This window comes from Pseudoalteromonas sp. SWYJZ98 (assembly GCF_015864495.1).
Classification (GTDB): Bacteria; Pseudomonadota; Gammaproteobacteria; order Enterobacterales; family Alteromonadaceae; genus Pseudoalteromonas; species Pseudoalteromonas distincta.
In genome coordinates this window covers 1-16,732 of sequence record NZ_JADYXA010000060.1, presented here as the reverse complement: position 1 = coordinate 16,732, position 16,732 = coordinate 1, and the positions used below count along the sequence as shown (strand labels likewise).

Annotated in this window: 13 protein-coding genes; 9 read left to right on the top strand and 4 right to left on the bottom strand. The window is 38.8% G+C overall.

Features of this window, described 5'->3' with window-relative positions; genetic code table 11:
* Positions 1-143: 143 nt before the first annotated feature.
* Positions 144-1,691, bottom strand: a complete 1,548-nt coding sequence (locus I6F10_RS19025) for a methyl-accepting chemotaxis protein (RefSeq protein WP_024604444.1) — start codon at positions 1,689-1,691, stop codon at positions 144-146.
* Between the two features lie 588 nt (positions 1,692-2,279).
* On the opposite strand from I6F10_RS19025, the gene gshA reads away from it, so the two are divergent.
* Both gshA and I6F10_RS19015 read left to right on the top strand, forming a co-directional pair.
* The gene (gshA, locus tag I6F10_RS19020; protein ID WP_024604445.1) at positions 2,280-3,857 is read left to right on the top strand and encodes a glutamate--cysteine ligase; all 1,578 of its coding nucleotides are present in this window, start codon (positions 2,280-2,282) and stop codon (positions 3,855-3,857) included.
* A 146-nt stretch (positions 3,858-4,003) separates the two neighbouring features.
* A complete protein-coding gene (locus I6F10_RS19015; RefSeq protein ID WP_002962200.1) occupies positions 4,004-4,615 on the top strand; it encodes a transglycosylase SLT domain-containing protein in 612 nt (203 codons plus the stop codon).
* A 56-nt stretch (positions 4,616-4,671) separates the two neighbouring features.
* On the opposite strand, the gene I6F10_RS19010 is transcribed toward I6F10_RS19015, so the two are convergent.
* Positions 4,672-5,940 carry an HlyC/CorC family transporter gene (locus I6F10_RS19010; protein WP_165744203.1) on the bottom strand — a complete coding sequence of 423 codons (1,269 nt, stop codon included), beginning with the start codon at positions 5,938-5,940 and terminating at the stop codon, positions 4,672-4,674.
* Positions 5,941-6,001: 61 nt separating this feature from the next.
* Positions 6,002-6,808, bottom strand: coding sequence for a cytochrome C assembly family protein (locus I6F10_RS19005; RefSeq protein WP_002962197.1), 807 nt, complete (start codon positions 6,806-6,808; stop codon positions 6,002-6,004).
* A 252-nt stretch (positions 6,809-7,060) separates the two neighbouring features.
* Between I6F10_RS19005 and ffh the strand changes: the two genes are divergently transcribed.
* From ffh to tyrA, 6 genes are all read left to right on the top strand, one after another.
* Positions 7,061-8,440, top strand: coding sequence for a signal recognition particle protein (ffh, locus tag I6F10_RS19000; protein ID WP_002962194.1), 1,380 nt, complete (start codon positions 7,061-7,063; stop codon positions 8,438-8,440).
* Between the two features lie 260 nt (positions 8,441-8,700).
* Positions 8,701-8,949: a 30S ribosomal protein S16 gene (gene rpsP / locus I6F10_RS18995; RefSeq protein WP_002962192.1), complete on the top strand. Its 249-nt coding sequence runs from the start codon at positions 8,701-8,703 to the stop codon at positions 8,947-8,949.
* A 17-nt stretch (positions 8,950-8,966) separates the two neighbouring features.
* Complete coding sequence (gene rimM / locus I6F10_RS18990) at positions 8,967-9,503, top strand: ribosome maturation factor RimM (protein ID WP_197099254.1); 537 nt, start codon at positions 8,967-8,969, stop codon at positions 9,501-9,503.
* On the top strand, positions 9,503-10,270 hold the full coding sequence (gene trmD, locus I6F10_RS18985; protein ID WP_002962190.1) for a tRNA (guanosine(37)-N1)-methyltransferase TrmD: 768 nt from the start codon (positions 9,503-9,505) through the stop codon (positions 10,268-10,270). The genes rimM and trmD overlap by 1 nt, the downstream gene beginning before the upstream one ends.
* Positions 10,271-10,303: 33 nt before the next feature.
* The gene (rplS, locus tag I6F10_RS18980) at positions 10,304-10,663 is read left to right on the top strand and encodes a 50S ribosomal protein L19 (protein WP_002962189.1); all 360 of its coding nucleotides are present in this window, start codon (positions 10,304-10,306) and stop codon (positions 10,661-10,663) included.
* 226 nt (positions 10,664-10,889) lie between these two features.
* Positions 10,890-12,023, top strand: a complete 1,134-nt coding sequence (tyrA, locus tag I6F10_RS18975; protein WP_024604449.1) for a bifunctional chorismate mutase/prephenate dehydrogenase — start codon at positions 10,890-10,892, stop codon at positions 12,021-12,023.
* A 62-nt stretch (positions 12,024-12,085) separates the two neighbouring features.
* Here the strand turns inward: tyrA and I6F10_RS18970 are convergent, their stop codons facing one another.
* Entirely contained in the window at positions 12,086-13,243 is a 1,158-nt protein-coding gene (locus tag I6F10_RS18970) for a chorismate mutase (protein WP_024604450.1), read from the bottom strand.
* Positions 13,244-13,604: 361 nt separating this feature from the next.
* Here I6F10_RS18970 and I6F10_RS18965 point away from each other — a divergent pair, with 361 nt between their 5' ends.
* Positions 13,605-16,625 carry a bifunctional diguanylate cyclase/phosphodiesterase gene (locus tag I6F10_RS18965; protein WP_197099253.1) on the top strand — a complete coding sequence of 1,007 codons (3,021 nt, stop codon included), beginning with the start codon at positions 13,605-13,607 and terminating at the stop codon, positions 16,623-16,625.
* Positions 16,626-16,732: the final 107 nt, after the last annotated feature.

The window sequence follows — 16,732 nt, the reverse complement described above, 5'->3', positions numbered from 1 at the left end:
TGTTCGTTAATCATAATGTGCCCTCAAACAAGATTTGAAGATCTGATCATGACATTGAGATTTAGTTCAAAAAAATCCCCGCTAATTTCTTAGCAGGGATTTGTGTATAAGAGACAGCTAAAATAGCGGCTTTTTTATGTTTGTTAAACTTTAAAAGTTAGTAATAAATCGTTCACTCTACGTGAGCCTTCAACAAGCTCAGCTGCACCTTTTGCCACATTAAAGCTTAAACTTAAGTTGTTATCGCCAAAGTCTTTAATTTGCGAAACATTATTACTAATGTCGTTACTAACCATTTGTTGCTCTTCTGCAGCGGATGATATTTGTATTGCTAAGTGAGATATTTCACTGATTTGGATAAAAATCCCCTCAAGTTCAACTTGGGTTTTATCGGTTGTCAAAACACAGTTATCGGCTTGTGCTTTAGTGCTTTGCATTACTTTGGACCAGCTAAATAAAGTGTCTTGTATTTCTTTAATAGAACTATGGATTTGTGTTGTAGCATTTTGAGTACGTGACGAAAGAGTCCTTACCTCATCGGCGACTACAGCAAAGCCTCGCCCATGTTCTCCCGCTCTAGCTGCTTCAATCGCTGCATTAAGAGCAAGTAAGTTAGTTTGATCGGCAATTCCTTCTATTTCACTCATTACCTTACCAATTTTATCTGCTTCAGAGGCTAAGCTGGTGGCTGTATTTGCTGCTTGTTCCACTTGAAAAGCTAAATCAGATACCATTTTACTATTATCTGCAATGTGGTCTTTTATCTCTGAGCAACTTTGATGGGTGTTATTCACTTTATCAGCTGTTTGAGCTGTATTTACTGATATTTCACCAATGGTAGAACTCATTTGAGTCATCGCTGATGCAATTTGTTCTAAACGCTCACCTTGAGAAGAAATCCCTTTTTCGGTGAGTGTTGATTGTTTGTCTAAATCAGTTGCGATGCCATTAAAGCTTAATGTTGAGTCTTTCATACGGCCAAGGACTGTGCGCAATTTTGCACTTAGCATTTGCTCTCTATAATCACTTACACTGTGCGGTGTATGGCCGCTGTAAATATAACGAGAGATTGAATCGGCTTTTGCTTTTTGTTCGCGTAATATTTTAGGGGTAACAATGAGTTCGTCATAATTTAGCACAATAACTAAAGCACAAATAAATAGGCTAATTGCAGCAATGGTGATTGATGCCGCAACAGCAATAAAAATCAGCCAAAATAATAGGCTTATAAAAGTAAGGCTTTGTCGTATTGTGGTGTGTTCTCGTAGTTTAAATAATGACTTGTTGGTATTTATTTTGTTGTAAAGTGTTTGTGCACGTTGCTTAAGTTGAGAGCTTGCTTTGGTTCTTACAGATTGATAACCAACAAGTCGGCCATGTTCAAAAATGGGGGTTACAAAGGCATCTACCCAGTAATAGCGGCCATCTTTACAGCGGTTTTTAACCATACCGCGCCACGAGTGTTCTTGTTTTAATGTTGCCCACATTTCTTTAAAGGCTGCTTTTGGCATATCAGGGTGGCGCACGATATTATGATGCTGACCGATAAGCTCTTGTGCGCTATATCCGGCTATAGAACAAAACGCTTGATTGACGTATGTTATTACACCTTTAAGATCAGTAGTGGAAACCAGCTCTTGTGATTCATCAAAGTATACTTCTTCATTTTTTAAGCTTTTATCATTGTGCATTGTATTTATTATCATCCTTTATTGTTGCAGTCATTATATTGCTTACACACTACAAAGCAAAAAATAGCGTCTTTCCTTCTATGCTCATAAGACAAATGATTGTATTTATTGATCTAGATCAAGTTTAAATACCAGACAGCTAAATTGAACTGATTTTGTATAAGTTCCGGTCTATTACTATAGGCTGATATTTTACTTATTTGATTTATAATTAAATACGTATATAAAGCATTTGTATAATGCACATAGCAATGGCAATATTACGACTTAATATAATGATGTTGGTCATATTAAGCGCATGTATAAAGTGGGCAAATAATTATTAGATTTGAAAAGTTATATTGTTCTTAGCAATTTATTCCAGTTGCATTAAATGAATGATCTATTATAGCGCCAAGAAAATAGCACAATAACAAGGCGAAAATTATGACATATAGTTGTTCTATATGAATAATTTTTAACGCAGTGAGGGCGTTATTTAACGCGATATAATGATCATATTTTCAATAAAATTGGTATTCATCTTGAGTCTAAGTAATTAGCCCCCATAACCTTATGATTAAGCCACGTGGCCCGAGGAAAGATTTTTTGACAACACATGATTTAGCTAACGCACTTGAAGCGTTATCAGTAGATGAGCACCAACATGCAGTTAAAGGCATTAAACGTGGCATAGAGCGAGAGTCACTAAGAATACAAGAGAATGGTGCTATATCACCTAAAGGCCATCCAAAAGGGGTGGGCAGTGCGTTAACTAATGGCCATATCACAACTGATTTTTCTGAATCTTTACTTGAATTTATTACTCCAGTTAGTGAGTCGTCAACGCAAACTCTTAAACAATTAAAGGACCTTCAAAAGTTCACTCTAGAAAAGATGGACGATGAACTGCTTTGGCCTATCAGTATGCCATGCTTTATTGAACACCAAGATGATATTGTTTTAGCTCAATTTGGTAGTTCTAATACAGGCAAAATGAAAACACTATACCGTGAAGGATTAAAAAATCGCTACGGTAGTATGATGCAAGCAATTGCAGGCGTTCACTTTAATATTTCATTTCCAGATACGCTTTGGCAGTCGCTTCACTCGTTACAACAAAGTAATGCAAGCCTTCAAGATTTTATTTCAGAGGGTTATTTAGCGCTTATTCGTAACTTTAAACGCGAACTATGGCTAATAAGTTACATGTTTGGTGCATCACCAGCATTATGTAACTCATTTTTACAAGGTCGAAAAACCGATTTACCATTTAAAAAACTAGGTAAAGGTACGCTTTACTTAGAAGTTGGTACGGCACTGCGTTTAGGCAATTTAGGTTATACAAATAGCGCCCAGTCGTCACTACGCGTAATGTATAACTCGTTAGATGAATATGTTGCAGGTCTTAAAAAAGCAATCAACACACCATCAGAAATTTATGGTGATCTTGATGACTATAAGAGTGAAAACCCTAAACAATTAAATAAAAATATTCTGCAGATTGAAAACGAATTTTACTCGCCAATTCGTCCTAAGCGTAATGCTAAAAGTGGCGAAACGCCAACGGATGCATTGCTTCGAGCAGGCATTGAATATGTAGAAATTCGCGCGTTAGACGTTAACCCGTTTAGCGAAGTGGGTATTGATATTGAGCAAATTCACTTTTTAGATGTGTTTTTAACGTATTGTTTATTAAAAGATTCAGCTCCAATGGATTGGAAAGAACAAGCACGCAGTACTGAAAACCTCGACACAGTAGTCAATCAAGGTCGAGAAGAAGGGCTAATGCTTAACTTTAATAACACACAGCGTAGTTTTCAGTCGTGGGGCGATGAAATATTTGCACAGCTCACTGATGTCGCTAAATGGATGGATAATGCTTATGGTGTTAATTATTACTCCGATACTATAAAGCGCATGGCAACGTGGGTGCATAATCCAGAGCTTACTTATTCTGGACGTTACGTGTCGCAATTAAAAGAGTCTGGTTTAGACAACGGTCACTTTGCACTAGCACTGGCTAATAAATACAAACAAAGTCACGCTGACACTGATTACAGTGAGTTTTTAAAGCCTTGGCTGGAACAACAAGTTGTAGAGTCTAACGAAGCACAAACTGCAATTGAGCAAGCAGATACCCAGTCATTTACCGCCTTTTTAGATGCGTATTTTGGCGGTAAATAATCTTAATACTTAGTAAAATTTAAGCAAAAAAACGCAGCCTAAGTAGGCTGCGTAAATATATATTCAGGGATGAACTAATGCTGTACTGCTGCATTCATTGAGTCAGACCCACACTTTTTAAAAAAGTTCTGTGAGATCTTAGAAAAATGAAAAAAAATGCAATTATTTTATCTCTTGCCATTACTTTAGCTGGTTGTGCTACAGCGCCTCCGAAACAACCTAACGATCTATGCAAAATCTTTGAAGAAAAACCTGATTGGTATTTTGACGCAAAAGACGCGCAAGAAAAATGGGGCTCTCCTAAGCATGTACTCATGAGTATGATGTACCAGGAAAGCTCTTTTAAGCATGATGCGGCTCCACCTATGGAGTACTTCTTATGGATAATTCCAACCGGTCGCGCAAGTGATGCCTATGGTTATTCACAGGCTAAAACACCAACATGGTCAGATTATATTCGTGAAACAGGCAACAATGGTGCTGATAGAGACGACTTTGACGATGCAATCGACTTTATGGCGTGGTTTGTTTATAAAACGCATAAAGTAAATAAAATCTCTAAATGGGATGCTTACGCACAATACCTTAATTATCATGAAGGTTGGGGTGGTTATAAGCGTGGCACATATAAAAAGAAAAAGTGGTTAATGGGTGTCGCAAACAAAGTTAAACACAGAGCGAGCCGTTATGGTGCGCAATTAAAACGCTGTGAAGACGAGCTTGATAAAGGTTGGTTTGAACGCCTTATATTTGGCTAGAAAGTTATTAATGGATATAAAAAAGAGCCAATCGGCTCCTTTTTACTTAGTGAGAACTAGCGAGAACGCTTATTCGGCAGTATCTTCACCTGTTTTATCATATTCTCTTTTACTTCGAGTACTTCAATAGGGTACCCCGCAATACGTAAACTAATATTTGCATCGGGAATATCTTCTAAGTATTCAACAATTAAGCCGCTCAGAGTTTTAGGGCCGTCTAACGGAAAATCCCAACCCATTTCTTTATTTAAATCGCGTACGTTAGCGCCGCCATCTACAATACAAGAGCCATCGGTTTGTGTTTCTACTTCTTCGCTTGGCGTACGAGTTTGTGTAGTTGTAAAATCGCCAACAACTTCTTCTAAAATATCTTCAAGCGTTACTAAACCTTGAATATCACCATACTCGTCTACTACTAAGCCAATACGCTCTTTAGACTGCTGAAATTTTAACAGCTGAGTGTTAAGTGATGTTCCCTCTGGGATAAAGTAAATTTCGCGTACAGCACGCAGCAAAGATGGTTTATCAAATTGCTCTTTTGTAAGTAGACGAAGTGCATCTCGAGAGTGAATAAAGCCTACTGCGTCATCTATATTGTCGCGATACAATAACACGCGAGTATGTTGTGCATGGGTAAGCTGACGACTAATTAGTTTCCAATCATCGTTAATATCAATAGCCACAATTTCGTTACGTGGGATCATGATATCTTCAACGGTTACTTGCTCTAAATCTAAAATTGAGGTCAGCATACTTTGATGGCGAGCAGGGATAAGTGCGCCTGACTCATTGAGCACTGTTTTTAATTCTTCTTTGCTCATGCTGTGCTCGTCGATTTGAGCGGCACTAATACCAAATAATCGCAATATCCCGTTGGTCATCCAGTTAACGATAACAACAAAAGGAAAAAGAATTTTTAGTAACCCTTTAAGTATTATTGAGCTTGGAAAAGCAACTTTTTCAGGATAGAGGGCAGCAAGAGTTTTAGGTGTTACTTCGGCAAATATAAGCACGACTAAAGTTAACACACCCGTAGCGATAGCAATACCAAGGTCACCGTAAAGGCGAATACCTATAATGGTAGCAACTTGAGCTGCAGCTATATTGACAAGGTTATTTCCAATTAAGATTAAACCGATGAGCCTATCTGGACGGCTAAGTAATTTACTGACTCGTTTAGCTGCACGATGATCCTCTTTAGCGAGGTGTCGCAGGCGTATACGATTGATTGACATAATTCCGGTTTCTGAACCAGAAAAATAAGCAGAAAAAAGCACCAAAAAACCTAAAATGATAAATAGGGTACTTGTCGATATGTCGTCCAACGATGGATCCTTTTCTTATAAATCAATGCGTATTAAGCTAGAGTGAGCAAGCAGAGTCAAGTTAAAACTTATTTAGTATCACTTCTTGTATGAAACGGCTGCCAAAATATGCGAGTGTGAGGACAAATGCAGCGACCATGATGGTAATAACCACAGGTTTACCGCGCCAACCCTTTTTCATATGCCCGATGGCTACAATGGCAAAAATAGCCCACGCAACTAACGACAATATCGTTTTATGAATGAACTCTTTAGCAAACATCCCATCAAGAAATACAAACCCCGAGAGTAATGCGAACGTGAGTAATATGGTGCCTAAATTAAGAAGTTGGTAAAGCTGGCGCTCAACAACCATCAAAGGCGGAAGGTGACTATGCACAATTGCTAAATCTTTACGTTTTAAACGTTTATCAATAAAGTAGAACTGTACACCATATAAAGTAGCAATAATTAAAATACAGTAGGCCAATAGGGATAAAGAAATGTGTGTTACTAAGCCAACCTCAATATTAATGCTTTGCAGTAAAATATGATGAGGAATAAATAAACTGGCAATTGTAAGTAAAGCACCAAAACCATAAACAACGGGCAATAATAAAGTGGCAGGGAACTTTAGCGACACAGCTGTTACTGAAACTACAATAACCCAGCATGTTAAAAGGGAGACGTTTACAATACTTAAGTCTTGACCATCGGATCTAAAAACAGAGTTAACTAACAGCAGCATATGCGCCACTATAGCAACCGTGCTCAATATGACGGTTACCTTTTGGCTAGGGCCTTGTTGATGAAACAGGCGTGAGAGCACGTGAGACGTTGCTAACACATAAAATAAACTGGCAATAATAGTTAAACTAATAATCAGCATTGTGCTTGGGCCACTTAATTTGAGACAAAATAATCCTTGTTGTTATATAGCCATTGTATTTTATAGCAAAGCAAATGCATAGACCTTAAAAAAAGAAACTCAACAAGGTGCACTTGAACACTGTATTGTAAGACGCCATATACGGTATACTACTTTTAATTGAAACTTAATAAGTCAATCCTGGTTAATTGAAAATCAAACTAACCGTAAAATTTTAATGGATTGATATAAACGTCTTATCGGAACCGTTACATGTTTGAGAACCTCCAAGAACGATTAGGTAAAACCTTAAAAAATATCAGTGGCCGTGGCCGTCTGACTGAAGACAACATAAAAGACACACTTCGCGAAGTGCGTATGGCATTTTTAGAAGCCGATGTGGCACTGCCTGTTGTTCGCGAGTTTGTAAAACAAGTTAAAGAACGTGCAGTTGGGGTTGAAGTTACAAAAAGCTTAAGCCCAGGCCAAGTATTTATAAAAATAGTGCGTGAAGAACTAGAAAAAGCAATGGGTGAGGCCAATGAAGAGCTAAGCCTAAATGCACAACCGCCAGCCGTTGTTATGGTAGCGGGTCTGCAAGGTGCGGGTAAAACCACCAGTGTAGCTAAGCTTGCTAAGTTTTTAAAAGAACGCAAAAAGAAATCAGTGCTTGTAGTAAGTGCCGATGTTTATCGCCCTGCTGCGATTAAACAGCTAGAAACGCTTGCTACAGAAGTTGACGTTGATTTCTTTCCAAGTGATATTTCGCAAAAGCCAGTGGATATTGCAAACGCTGCAATTTCTCATGCTAAAAAGAAATTTATAGATGTAGTACTTGTTGATACCGCAGGTCGTTTACATGTTGACAGCAACATGATGGACGAGATTAAAGATCTTCACAAAGCAATCAACCCAATTGAAACTTTATTCGTTGTTGATGCAATGACGGGTCAAGATGCGGCAAATACAGCTAAAGCATTTGACGAAGCCCTGCCACTAACCGGTGTAATATTAACAAAAACCGATGGTGATGCACGTGGTGGTGCTGCTTTATCTATTCGTCATATCACAGGCAAACCAATTAAATTTATGGGTGTGGGTGAGCGTACTGACGCACTAGAGCCTTTTCATCCAGACCGTATAGCGTCGCGTATTTTAGGTATGGGTGATGTACTTTCATTAATCGAAGAAGTCGAAATGAAAGTAGATAAAGAGCAAGCTGCCAAAGTTGCTGAAAAAGTATTTAAAGGTGCCGGTTTTACCCTTGACGACTTTGCTGATCAATTAAAGCAAATGAAAAATATGGGTGGCATGATGTCGATGCTTGATAAGCTCCCTGGTATGTCTAACTTACCAGATGCTGTTAAAGGCCAAATGGGTGACAAAACATTTATCCAAATGGAAGCTATTATTAGCTCAATGACTAAAAAAGAGCGCGCACGTCCAGAAATCATTAAAGGTTCGCGTAAAAAACGCATAGCAGCAGGCTCTGGCACACAAGTACAAGAGATTAATAAGTTGCTTAAGCAGTTTACGCAAATGCAAAAAATGATGAAAAAGATGAAAGGTAAAGGCGGCATGACTAAAATGATGCGCGGTATGAAAGGCATGTTACCACCTGGGATGATGGGTGGCGGTGGTCCTAAGTTTTAAAAAATACTTTTGAGTTATTTTTTAAAACAATAGCGAATCATATTTAAAGGAGCAAATAGCTCCTTTTTTGTTGAATAAATTATGCATGTAATACACCTTTAACCCTAATTTGTCGTTGAGATCACGGTTTAACCTACTAAACTGTCTTTTTGCTTCACTTCTTACTTGCGTTATTGCCAAAAACTCGTACAATTCCCCAGCTCCCCATTCTGGGGAGTAAATCTTATTAATGAAAACAGTCAATCTTTATAGAGGACGGTATGGTAACTATTCGTTTGCAACGTGGTGGCGCTAAAAAACGCCCTTTCTATCAAATTGTGGTTGCGGATAGCCGTTTCTCGCGTGACGGTCGCTTCATCGAGAAAGTAGGCTTTTTTAACCCAATTGCTTCAGGTCAAGAAGAAAAAATTCGTTTAGATTTACCACGTGTTGAACACTGGGTAGGTCAGGGCGCATCTCTTTCAGATCGCGTAGCTAAGTTAGTAAAAGACGCTCGTAAAGCGGCTTAATAGGCGTAAGTGTAACCATGAGTCAAGAGAACACCTCATCAATAATTGTCGTAGGAAAGCTCGGTGCCCCATATGGTATAAAGGGCTGGCTTAAGGTACATTCATTTACTGATGATCCCGTAGGGATCTTCGATTTCAGCCCGTGGTTGATAGGGCAGCAAGGTAAATGGCAGTCCTTAGAAGTGGTCGACTGGCGTCGCCACAACAAAGGCTTTATCGCTAAATTTGCGCAGATAAACGACCGAGACGAAGCAATGGCTTATACCCATGCTGAAATCTCAATGGATGCAGCGCATTTACCAGAACTTCCGCAAGGTGAGTTCTATTGGCGAGATCTCATTGGCATGTCTGTTGTAACCGATAAAGGTTATAGCTTAGGCATTGTTGATGACCTTATGGAGACAGGGTCAAATGACGTACTAGTTGTGAAAGCAAACAGTAAAGACGCATTTGGTCAAGCTGAACGTTTGATTCCTTTTTTAACTGATTCAGTTATTAAAGAAGTTAAATACGACGCAAAAGAAATTACCGTAGATTGGGAACCAGGGTTTTAATGACGCAAACTAGTTCATTATGGGTAGGGGTGATAAGCCTTTTTCCAGACATGTTTGACGCTATTACAGACCAAGGTGTTACCGGTCGCGCAGTAAAAAATGGTTTAATTGATTTTAACTGTTGGAATCCGCGAGACTACGCTTTAGATAAGCATAGAACCGTAGATGACCGTCCTTATGGGGGCGGACCAGGTATGTTAATGATGGTTGAGCCATTAAAAAAAGCGATTGCCGAAGCTAAAAAAGCAGCTGGTGATGGCGCTAAAGTAATTTATATGTCTCCGCAAGGGCGCAAACTTGATCAGCAGGGCGCTAGCGAACTCGCTAACTCTAATAAACTGATTTTGATTGCCGGTCGCTATGAAGGTATAGATGAGAGAATAATAGAATCATATGTTGACGAAGAATGGTCAATTGGTGATTTTATTTTGAGTGGTGGTGAACTACCTGCCATGACATTAATTGACGCAGTAGCGCGATTAGTGCCAGGTGTGTTAGGTCATAACCAGTCAGCAGAACAAGATTCGTTTTCGGATGGCTTGTTAGATTGTCCACACTATACACGACCAGAAACATTGGACGACAAACAGGTTCCTGCTGTATTACTCAGCGGAAACCACCAAGAGATAGCAAAGTGGCGGCTTAAGCAGTCATTAGGTAGAACTTGGTTACGACGTCCTGACTTGTTGCATAACCTAGCTCTGACTGAGGAGCAAGCGGTATTACTCGCAGAATTTCAGCAAGAGTACCAAAAAGCTTGTGGCTAGAAGACAGTTACACCTAGGAAAGTGAGAAACATAATGGCAAAAGTAAACCAAAATATTATTAAAGCGCTTGAAGATGAGCAGCTTAAAACAGACGTACCTGCATTTGGCCCTGGTGATACAGTGGTTGTACAGGTAAAAGTAAAAGAAGGTGCTAAAGAGCGTCTACAGGCCTTTGAAGGTGTTGTAATCGCTAAGCGTAATCGTGGTCTTCACTCAGCATTCACAGTTCGTAAAATTTCGAACGGTGAAGGTGTTGAGCGTGTATTCCAAACGCACAGCCCTCTTATTGATAGCGTAGCAGTTAAGCGTCGCGGTGCAGTTCGCCGTGCTAAGCTTTACTACCTACGTGAGCGTTCTGGTAAATCTGCACGTATTAGAGAAAAACTTAACTAATACGCGCTGTTTATCAACGCAAAAAAACGGGTTGCATCCTTCGGGTTGCAACCCGTTTTGGTTTTAGAATATTATTTTCTCAATTCTCAATTCTCAATCCTCATTAGTAAAATTTAAGCTTTAGCCTTTTATCAGTTAGCTGATCCTGTTAGTATTTATCGTATTGATTAGTTTACTTTTATGTAAATTTATATTTACGTTATTTGTTTTTTAAGGTGGTATGAACGTGGCTGACATAAGTGATTTAGCACAGCTGAGAGAAGGTATAGATGAATGCGACGCACAACTTGTTGCCTTACTCGCTAAACGTAATGGTATTACGCAAAAAATTGGTGAGATAAAACAACAAACAGGCGCGCCTTTACATGCACCTAATCGTGAAGCAGAGCTATTAGCGGCAAGAAGACAAGAAGCAATAAATCAAAATGTAAGCCCCGATCTCGTTGAAGATATACTAAGACGCATGATGCGAGAAGCCTATCAAAACCAACAAGCAAAACTTGCATGTGCAGCGCCAGAACTTTCGCCAATTGTTATTGTAGGTGGCCAAGGTGCTATGGGGCAGCTATTTGCTCAGCAGTTTATTCGCTCAGGTTACGAAGTTAAAGTTTTAGATAAAGATCAGCAAAACGATGCGCAAAATATTTTAAAAGGTGCCAAGCTAGTAATGATTAGCGTACCAATTAATGCATTGGACGCAGTAGTTGCTAAGTTACCTAAACTAGATGATGACTGTTTACTAGTTGATATTACATCGGTAAAGCAATCGCCTATTAAAGCACTAAAAGCCGCGCATAGTGGCCCTGTGGTTGGTTTGCATCCTATGTTTGGCCCTGACATATCACACTGGGTAAAACAAACAGTCGTTGTATGTGAAGGGCGAGATCACCAAGCGGCAAAAGGCTTGTTACAGCAGTTACAAGTATGGGGTTGTCAGCTTGTTGAGCTTGATGCTAAAAAGCACGACGAAGCAATGCAAATTATTCAGGTAATGCGCCATTTAACAACATTTGTGTACGGACAGTTTTTAGCAAAACAAAGTCATACACTAGAAGAGTTACGTAGTTGCTCGTCACCTATATATCAACTAGAGCTAATGATGGTAGGGCGTTTATTTGCGCAGTCGCCGGAGTTGTACTCAGATATTATGTTAGCGCAATTCGATGATGTAGAGAGCCTACTCGCACAGTACCAAGACACTTTTGCAAGTACATTGGAAAAATTAAAAGCAGGAGATAAAGCAGCGCTTATTGATTCTTTTGCGCAGGCGAAAGTTTACTTTTCTGACTCAACAGAGCACTTTTTAACACAAAGCCGAAGCTTATTAAATAAAGCAAATGATTCAAAAGTGCTAGACTAATACTTATCACTTTTTACTAAAAAGGGCCGATATCGGCCCTTTTTAGTTTATGAAAGTGTGGATTAAGTATTAACGCTTACTGCCTGCAATGATTCGCTTTGGTAGCAGCCTAGAATACGCACATATTGAGTGTGTTCTTTAAGCTCTTCTAGCGCTTCTTTTACTTGGCTATCAGCTAAGTTTGCTTCAAGATCTACATAAAACACTTCTTCCCACGGATTGCCTGGAGTTGGGCGCGACTCAAGTTTTACTAAATTAATCTTATGTTGTTTAAAAATCATTAACGCATCGGCTAGTGAGCCCGCTTGCTGTTTTGTCGACATGATTAAACTAGTTTTAGTTGGAATTTGGTTAGACACTTGCAGAGGTTTACGCGCAACAACAATAAAGCGGCTATGGTTTTCGCTTTGATTAGCAAGATTTGATTTGATGACTTCGAGGCCGACATTTTTTCCTGCTTGAGCAGAGCCAATTGCAGCACTATTTGGTGTGTTCAGAGCTGATTGTAATGCACTTGATGTAGAGTCACATGTTTCGTGTTGTAAATCACCTAAGCCTTGTAAAAAGCGGCTGCACTGCGCAAATGGTTGTGGATGTGCAAATACTTTTGTCAGTTGGCTAAGTTCAGTATCAGGGTTTGCGAGTAAGCAATGCTCTACACTGTGAGTGACTTCTCCAACAATCGAGACTTGTGCGTGCTGTAATAAGTCAAATACCTCGTTAATACTACCAGAGCTTGTGTTTTCAATCGGTAATAAACCAAAATCAGCTTGGCCGTTTTCTACTTTACCTGTTATGTCGTCAAACGATGTACAGCCAATTTCAATTAATTTACCAGGGCGGCGACTAAAGTATTTATGACATGCAAGCTGGCTATAAGAACCCTGACCACCTAAGTAAGTAACACGATGTGTTTCACTCAGTGCATCTGGATTAAGGTTTTTTTGCAGCATTGCTTGTTGGTGTAAAACTGAATCTTCCAAAATAGTTTGAAACACATTATTTACGTAGTAAGCATCTAACCCCAGTGATTTACCATAACCAATCAATTTTTCTAGAAGCGCGAGTTCACGTGCTTCATCGCGAATTGGCTTATTGTTCGCGATTTTGTATTCAACCACGCCGTGGCTAATGCGACGGCGTTTAGCTAATAACACCAGTAAGTCGGAGTCTATTTCATTTATATCGTGTCTTAGTGCATTTAATACATCATTTGTCATTTTGGTATCCTCATTCCAAAAGTAGGCTGTTACTACACAGCAAAAACAAAAAAGCCTCCCAGTTGGGAGGCTTTACTATTCGATTGATTTTATCTCACAAACAGGGAAGCCTCTTTTATATAAAGAAGCTAAAAAACGAAAAAAAAGTGCGAGAGATAAATAGTTTCATGCAGTTAATGTATGGAGAGTTACTAACAATGTCAATAACGATACGTTGCTAAATAAGCGCAAAGCGCTATTTATTTGGTCATAATTAGTTTTTAGTGATATTTAACAAATAATTTATAAATATTAAGTCAGATCTGATATATTTCGTAAACTGGTTCAAATAATAACAATTATTAATAATTAAGGTTGACCTGTGGTTTACAGACGCCCTCCATCGCGTTTTGGATTTAATTCTTTAAGTGTAAAACTTTCACTACTTATATCTGCTATTTGTTTAATAGCAGGGGTGTGTGCGGCTGCTTTAATGCTTAAATCTGAAGAGAAGCAACTTGTTTTTGAAGAGCATGAGGTGTTAAAAAGCTCTACAGATTTATTAGTGAAGCAGTTTAATGAACGTATTAAAACAAAAATAAATATAGCTCAGCAAGCCAATAACGTAGTGACAGAGCAGCTATTTCAATCTAATTTACCAATTAATTTAAGTAATAAATCACAGTTACAGTTTAATAGCGATGGTACGATTCGAAGTGCCTCGGCTGATGGATTATCAGCAGCATTTTTACCACAGCAAAATTACTCTCCTTTTTATAAACGCCTATTTAATGATTCCGAAATGTTATGGCGTATAATTTCTCCGACTCTGGTACACGACTTTTTTAACTTTTATTTAATTACCGATGACGATTTCATTCGTGTTTCTCCTCCAAACTGGGCATTAAATGCGCCAGCCGAGTTTAGAGTTACTCAAGGGTCAACGTACAAATCTATTAAAAGTATGCTGGGGTCAGAGCGAGAGCCTGCATGGTCAAAAGTTTATTACGATACAGTATGGCGAAAGTGGGTTATTAGCTTACTAGTGCCGGTGTATGTTGATAACGAGTTTTTAGGTGTAACGGGAAGCGATATTTCCCTTAACAAACTTATTTCATTTTTACCTGTTGGCGATAAAGAAAAACACTTACTTGTATTTGATAGTAAAGGGCAATTGTTAGCCCATCCCAATCTAAACCCTGCATTATTAGCTGACTACGGTAGTGACAATAAAGCACTCGCTACTAACGAATTTGTAAACCCAGAACTGCAGTCAATTATTGACGATGCAATTGCGGTCAAGTTACCAGAGTATGCCAATTCATTTGAACAAAATGATGAAGCTCACATTATTAATATTCGTAAAATTGATGATTTAGATTGGTACATAGGGGTTTATAAAAAACGTTCATCAACGTTATCTGCGTTACAAGATTTAAAACTGAAGTTTTTTGGACTCTTTATTTTATACGCAATATTAGTTGCCTTATTGCTACATCAGGCGCTTTATCAACTAGTACTTCGCCGTTTACATACTTTAGTTTATGCAGTAACAAGCTTTGGTAAAGGTCAGTTAACAACTGAGTTTCCGCCAGAAAACAAAGATGAGATTGGTACCCTTAATGGCTCATTTAGAGACATGACGGTAGAAATCCGCAAGCTTATTGATGGTTTAAACCAAAGAATTACAGAAAAAGAAATTGCTGAAAAAGCAGCTAATCGTTTATCTAAAGCGGTAGCGTTCTCGGGCACTGGGGTTGTGATCACCGATGAAAATTTTGTCATTGAGTACGTAAACCCCAAAATGCTCGAAATGACTGGCTATCCAGAAAGTCATTTTAATAGAGCGCCATTACTTAGTATTATTGCCTCAGAAATGTCTATTTTAGTTGAAGATATAGACATAGATTTACGCAGTCGTAATTACTGGCGCGGGGACACATTAATAGCGGGTTTAAATAAAGAGCCAATTTGGGTGTCTTTAAGTGTTTCGCCAATTCGTGAAGAGGGCGGTGAAATAACCAGTTATGTAGCATCAGCACAAGATATTTCGTTTGTAAAAGAAAGCCAGCGTAAAATGGAACAACTAGCTTACTTTGACACCCTTACGGGCCTTGCCAACAGAACGTTTTTTAGAATGCAATTGCGTAAATCAATGGCATTAGCAGAGCGCGGGCATTATGCATTTTCTTTGTTTTATTTTGATTTAGACGAATTTAAGCGTATTAACGACACATTAGGCCACGATGCTGGCGATCAATTATTAATTGAAGTGGCAAACAGACTTAAAAAACGTTTACGAGCTGAGGACACCATAGCGCGCTTAGGTGGTGATGAATTTGCAGTATTGCTAAGTGGAATAGAAAGCCAAGCTCATGCGGCTGATGTTGCCAATACAATCCAAAAAACACTCAATGTGCCTATAAAATTAGGTAGTAATGAAGTTATTGTCAGTGCAAGTATTGGTATAACTATGGCTCCTTACGATAGCTTAGAGGAAGATCAGTTACTCAAACATGCTGATTTGGCAATGTATGAGGCAAAAGCAAAAGGGCGTAATACATTCCACTTTTATAGCCAAGAATTAAACGCAGCCGCAAATGAACGTTTATTTATCGAAAATGAGCTACGTATAGGGCTCAAAGAAAAGCAATTTGTAGTTTACTATCAACCTCAAGTTGATAGCCGTACTCATCAAGTTGTTGGCTATGAAGCGTTATTAAGATGGTTCCACCCAGCTGAAGGCGTAATCCCTCCAGATAAATTTATTCCTATTGCTGAGGCGACAGGCCTTATAGTTGAATTAGGCGAATGGGTGCTTCAAGAGTCCTGTGATTTTGCCGTAAGATTAGCAGAACAAGGTCTAGAAAATAATATATCGATAAACTTATCGGCCCGCCAGTTTAAAGACTCAAGCTTAGTTACAACGCTGAGCAAAATGATAATTAAGTCGGGTGTTTCAGCAAAGCGCCTTCACTTAGAGCTTACCGAAAGCATGCTAATGGGTAATGTAGAGGCAGCCATTACACAATTGCACGAGCTTAAAGCATTAGGTATATCTATTTCTATTGATGACTTTGGTACAGGTTATTCGTCGCTCAGTTACTTAAAACGATTCCCGGTTGATATATTGAAAATTGACCGTTCATTTGTAAAAGATATCCCAGAGGATACGAATGATATGGAAATCACTGCAGCTATTATTGCCATGGCGCAAAAGTTAAAGCTAGACGTGGTTGCAGAAGGGGTTGAGACAATAGAGCAGATGCAGTTTTTACAAAATAATAATTGCTTCATTGTGCAAGGTTATTATTTTAGTAAGCCAATTGCGGAACACGAACTACCGAATTTGTATGAAAGGTTAAATGAACTCGCAAATAGCGAAGTAATTGGTAGTGTTTAGAAATCTGTGTCATTTCAGTATTATTAAGAAAACAGGAGTGACACATGACTCAATCTTTCGATTTCAACAAAGCATTAGCTGAACTTCAGGCTGGTAAAGGTCTTACT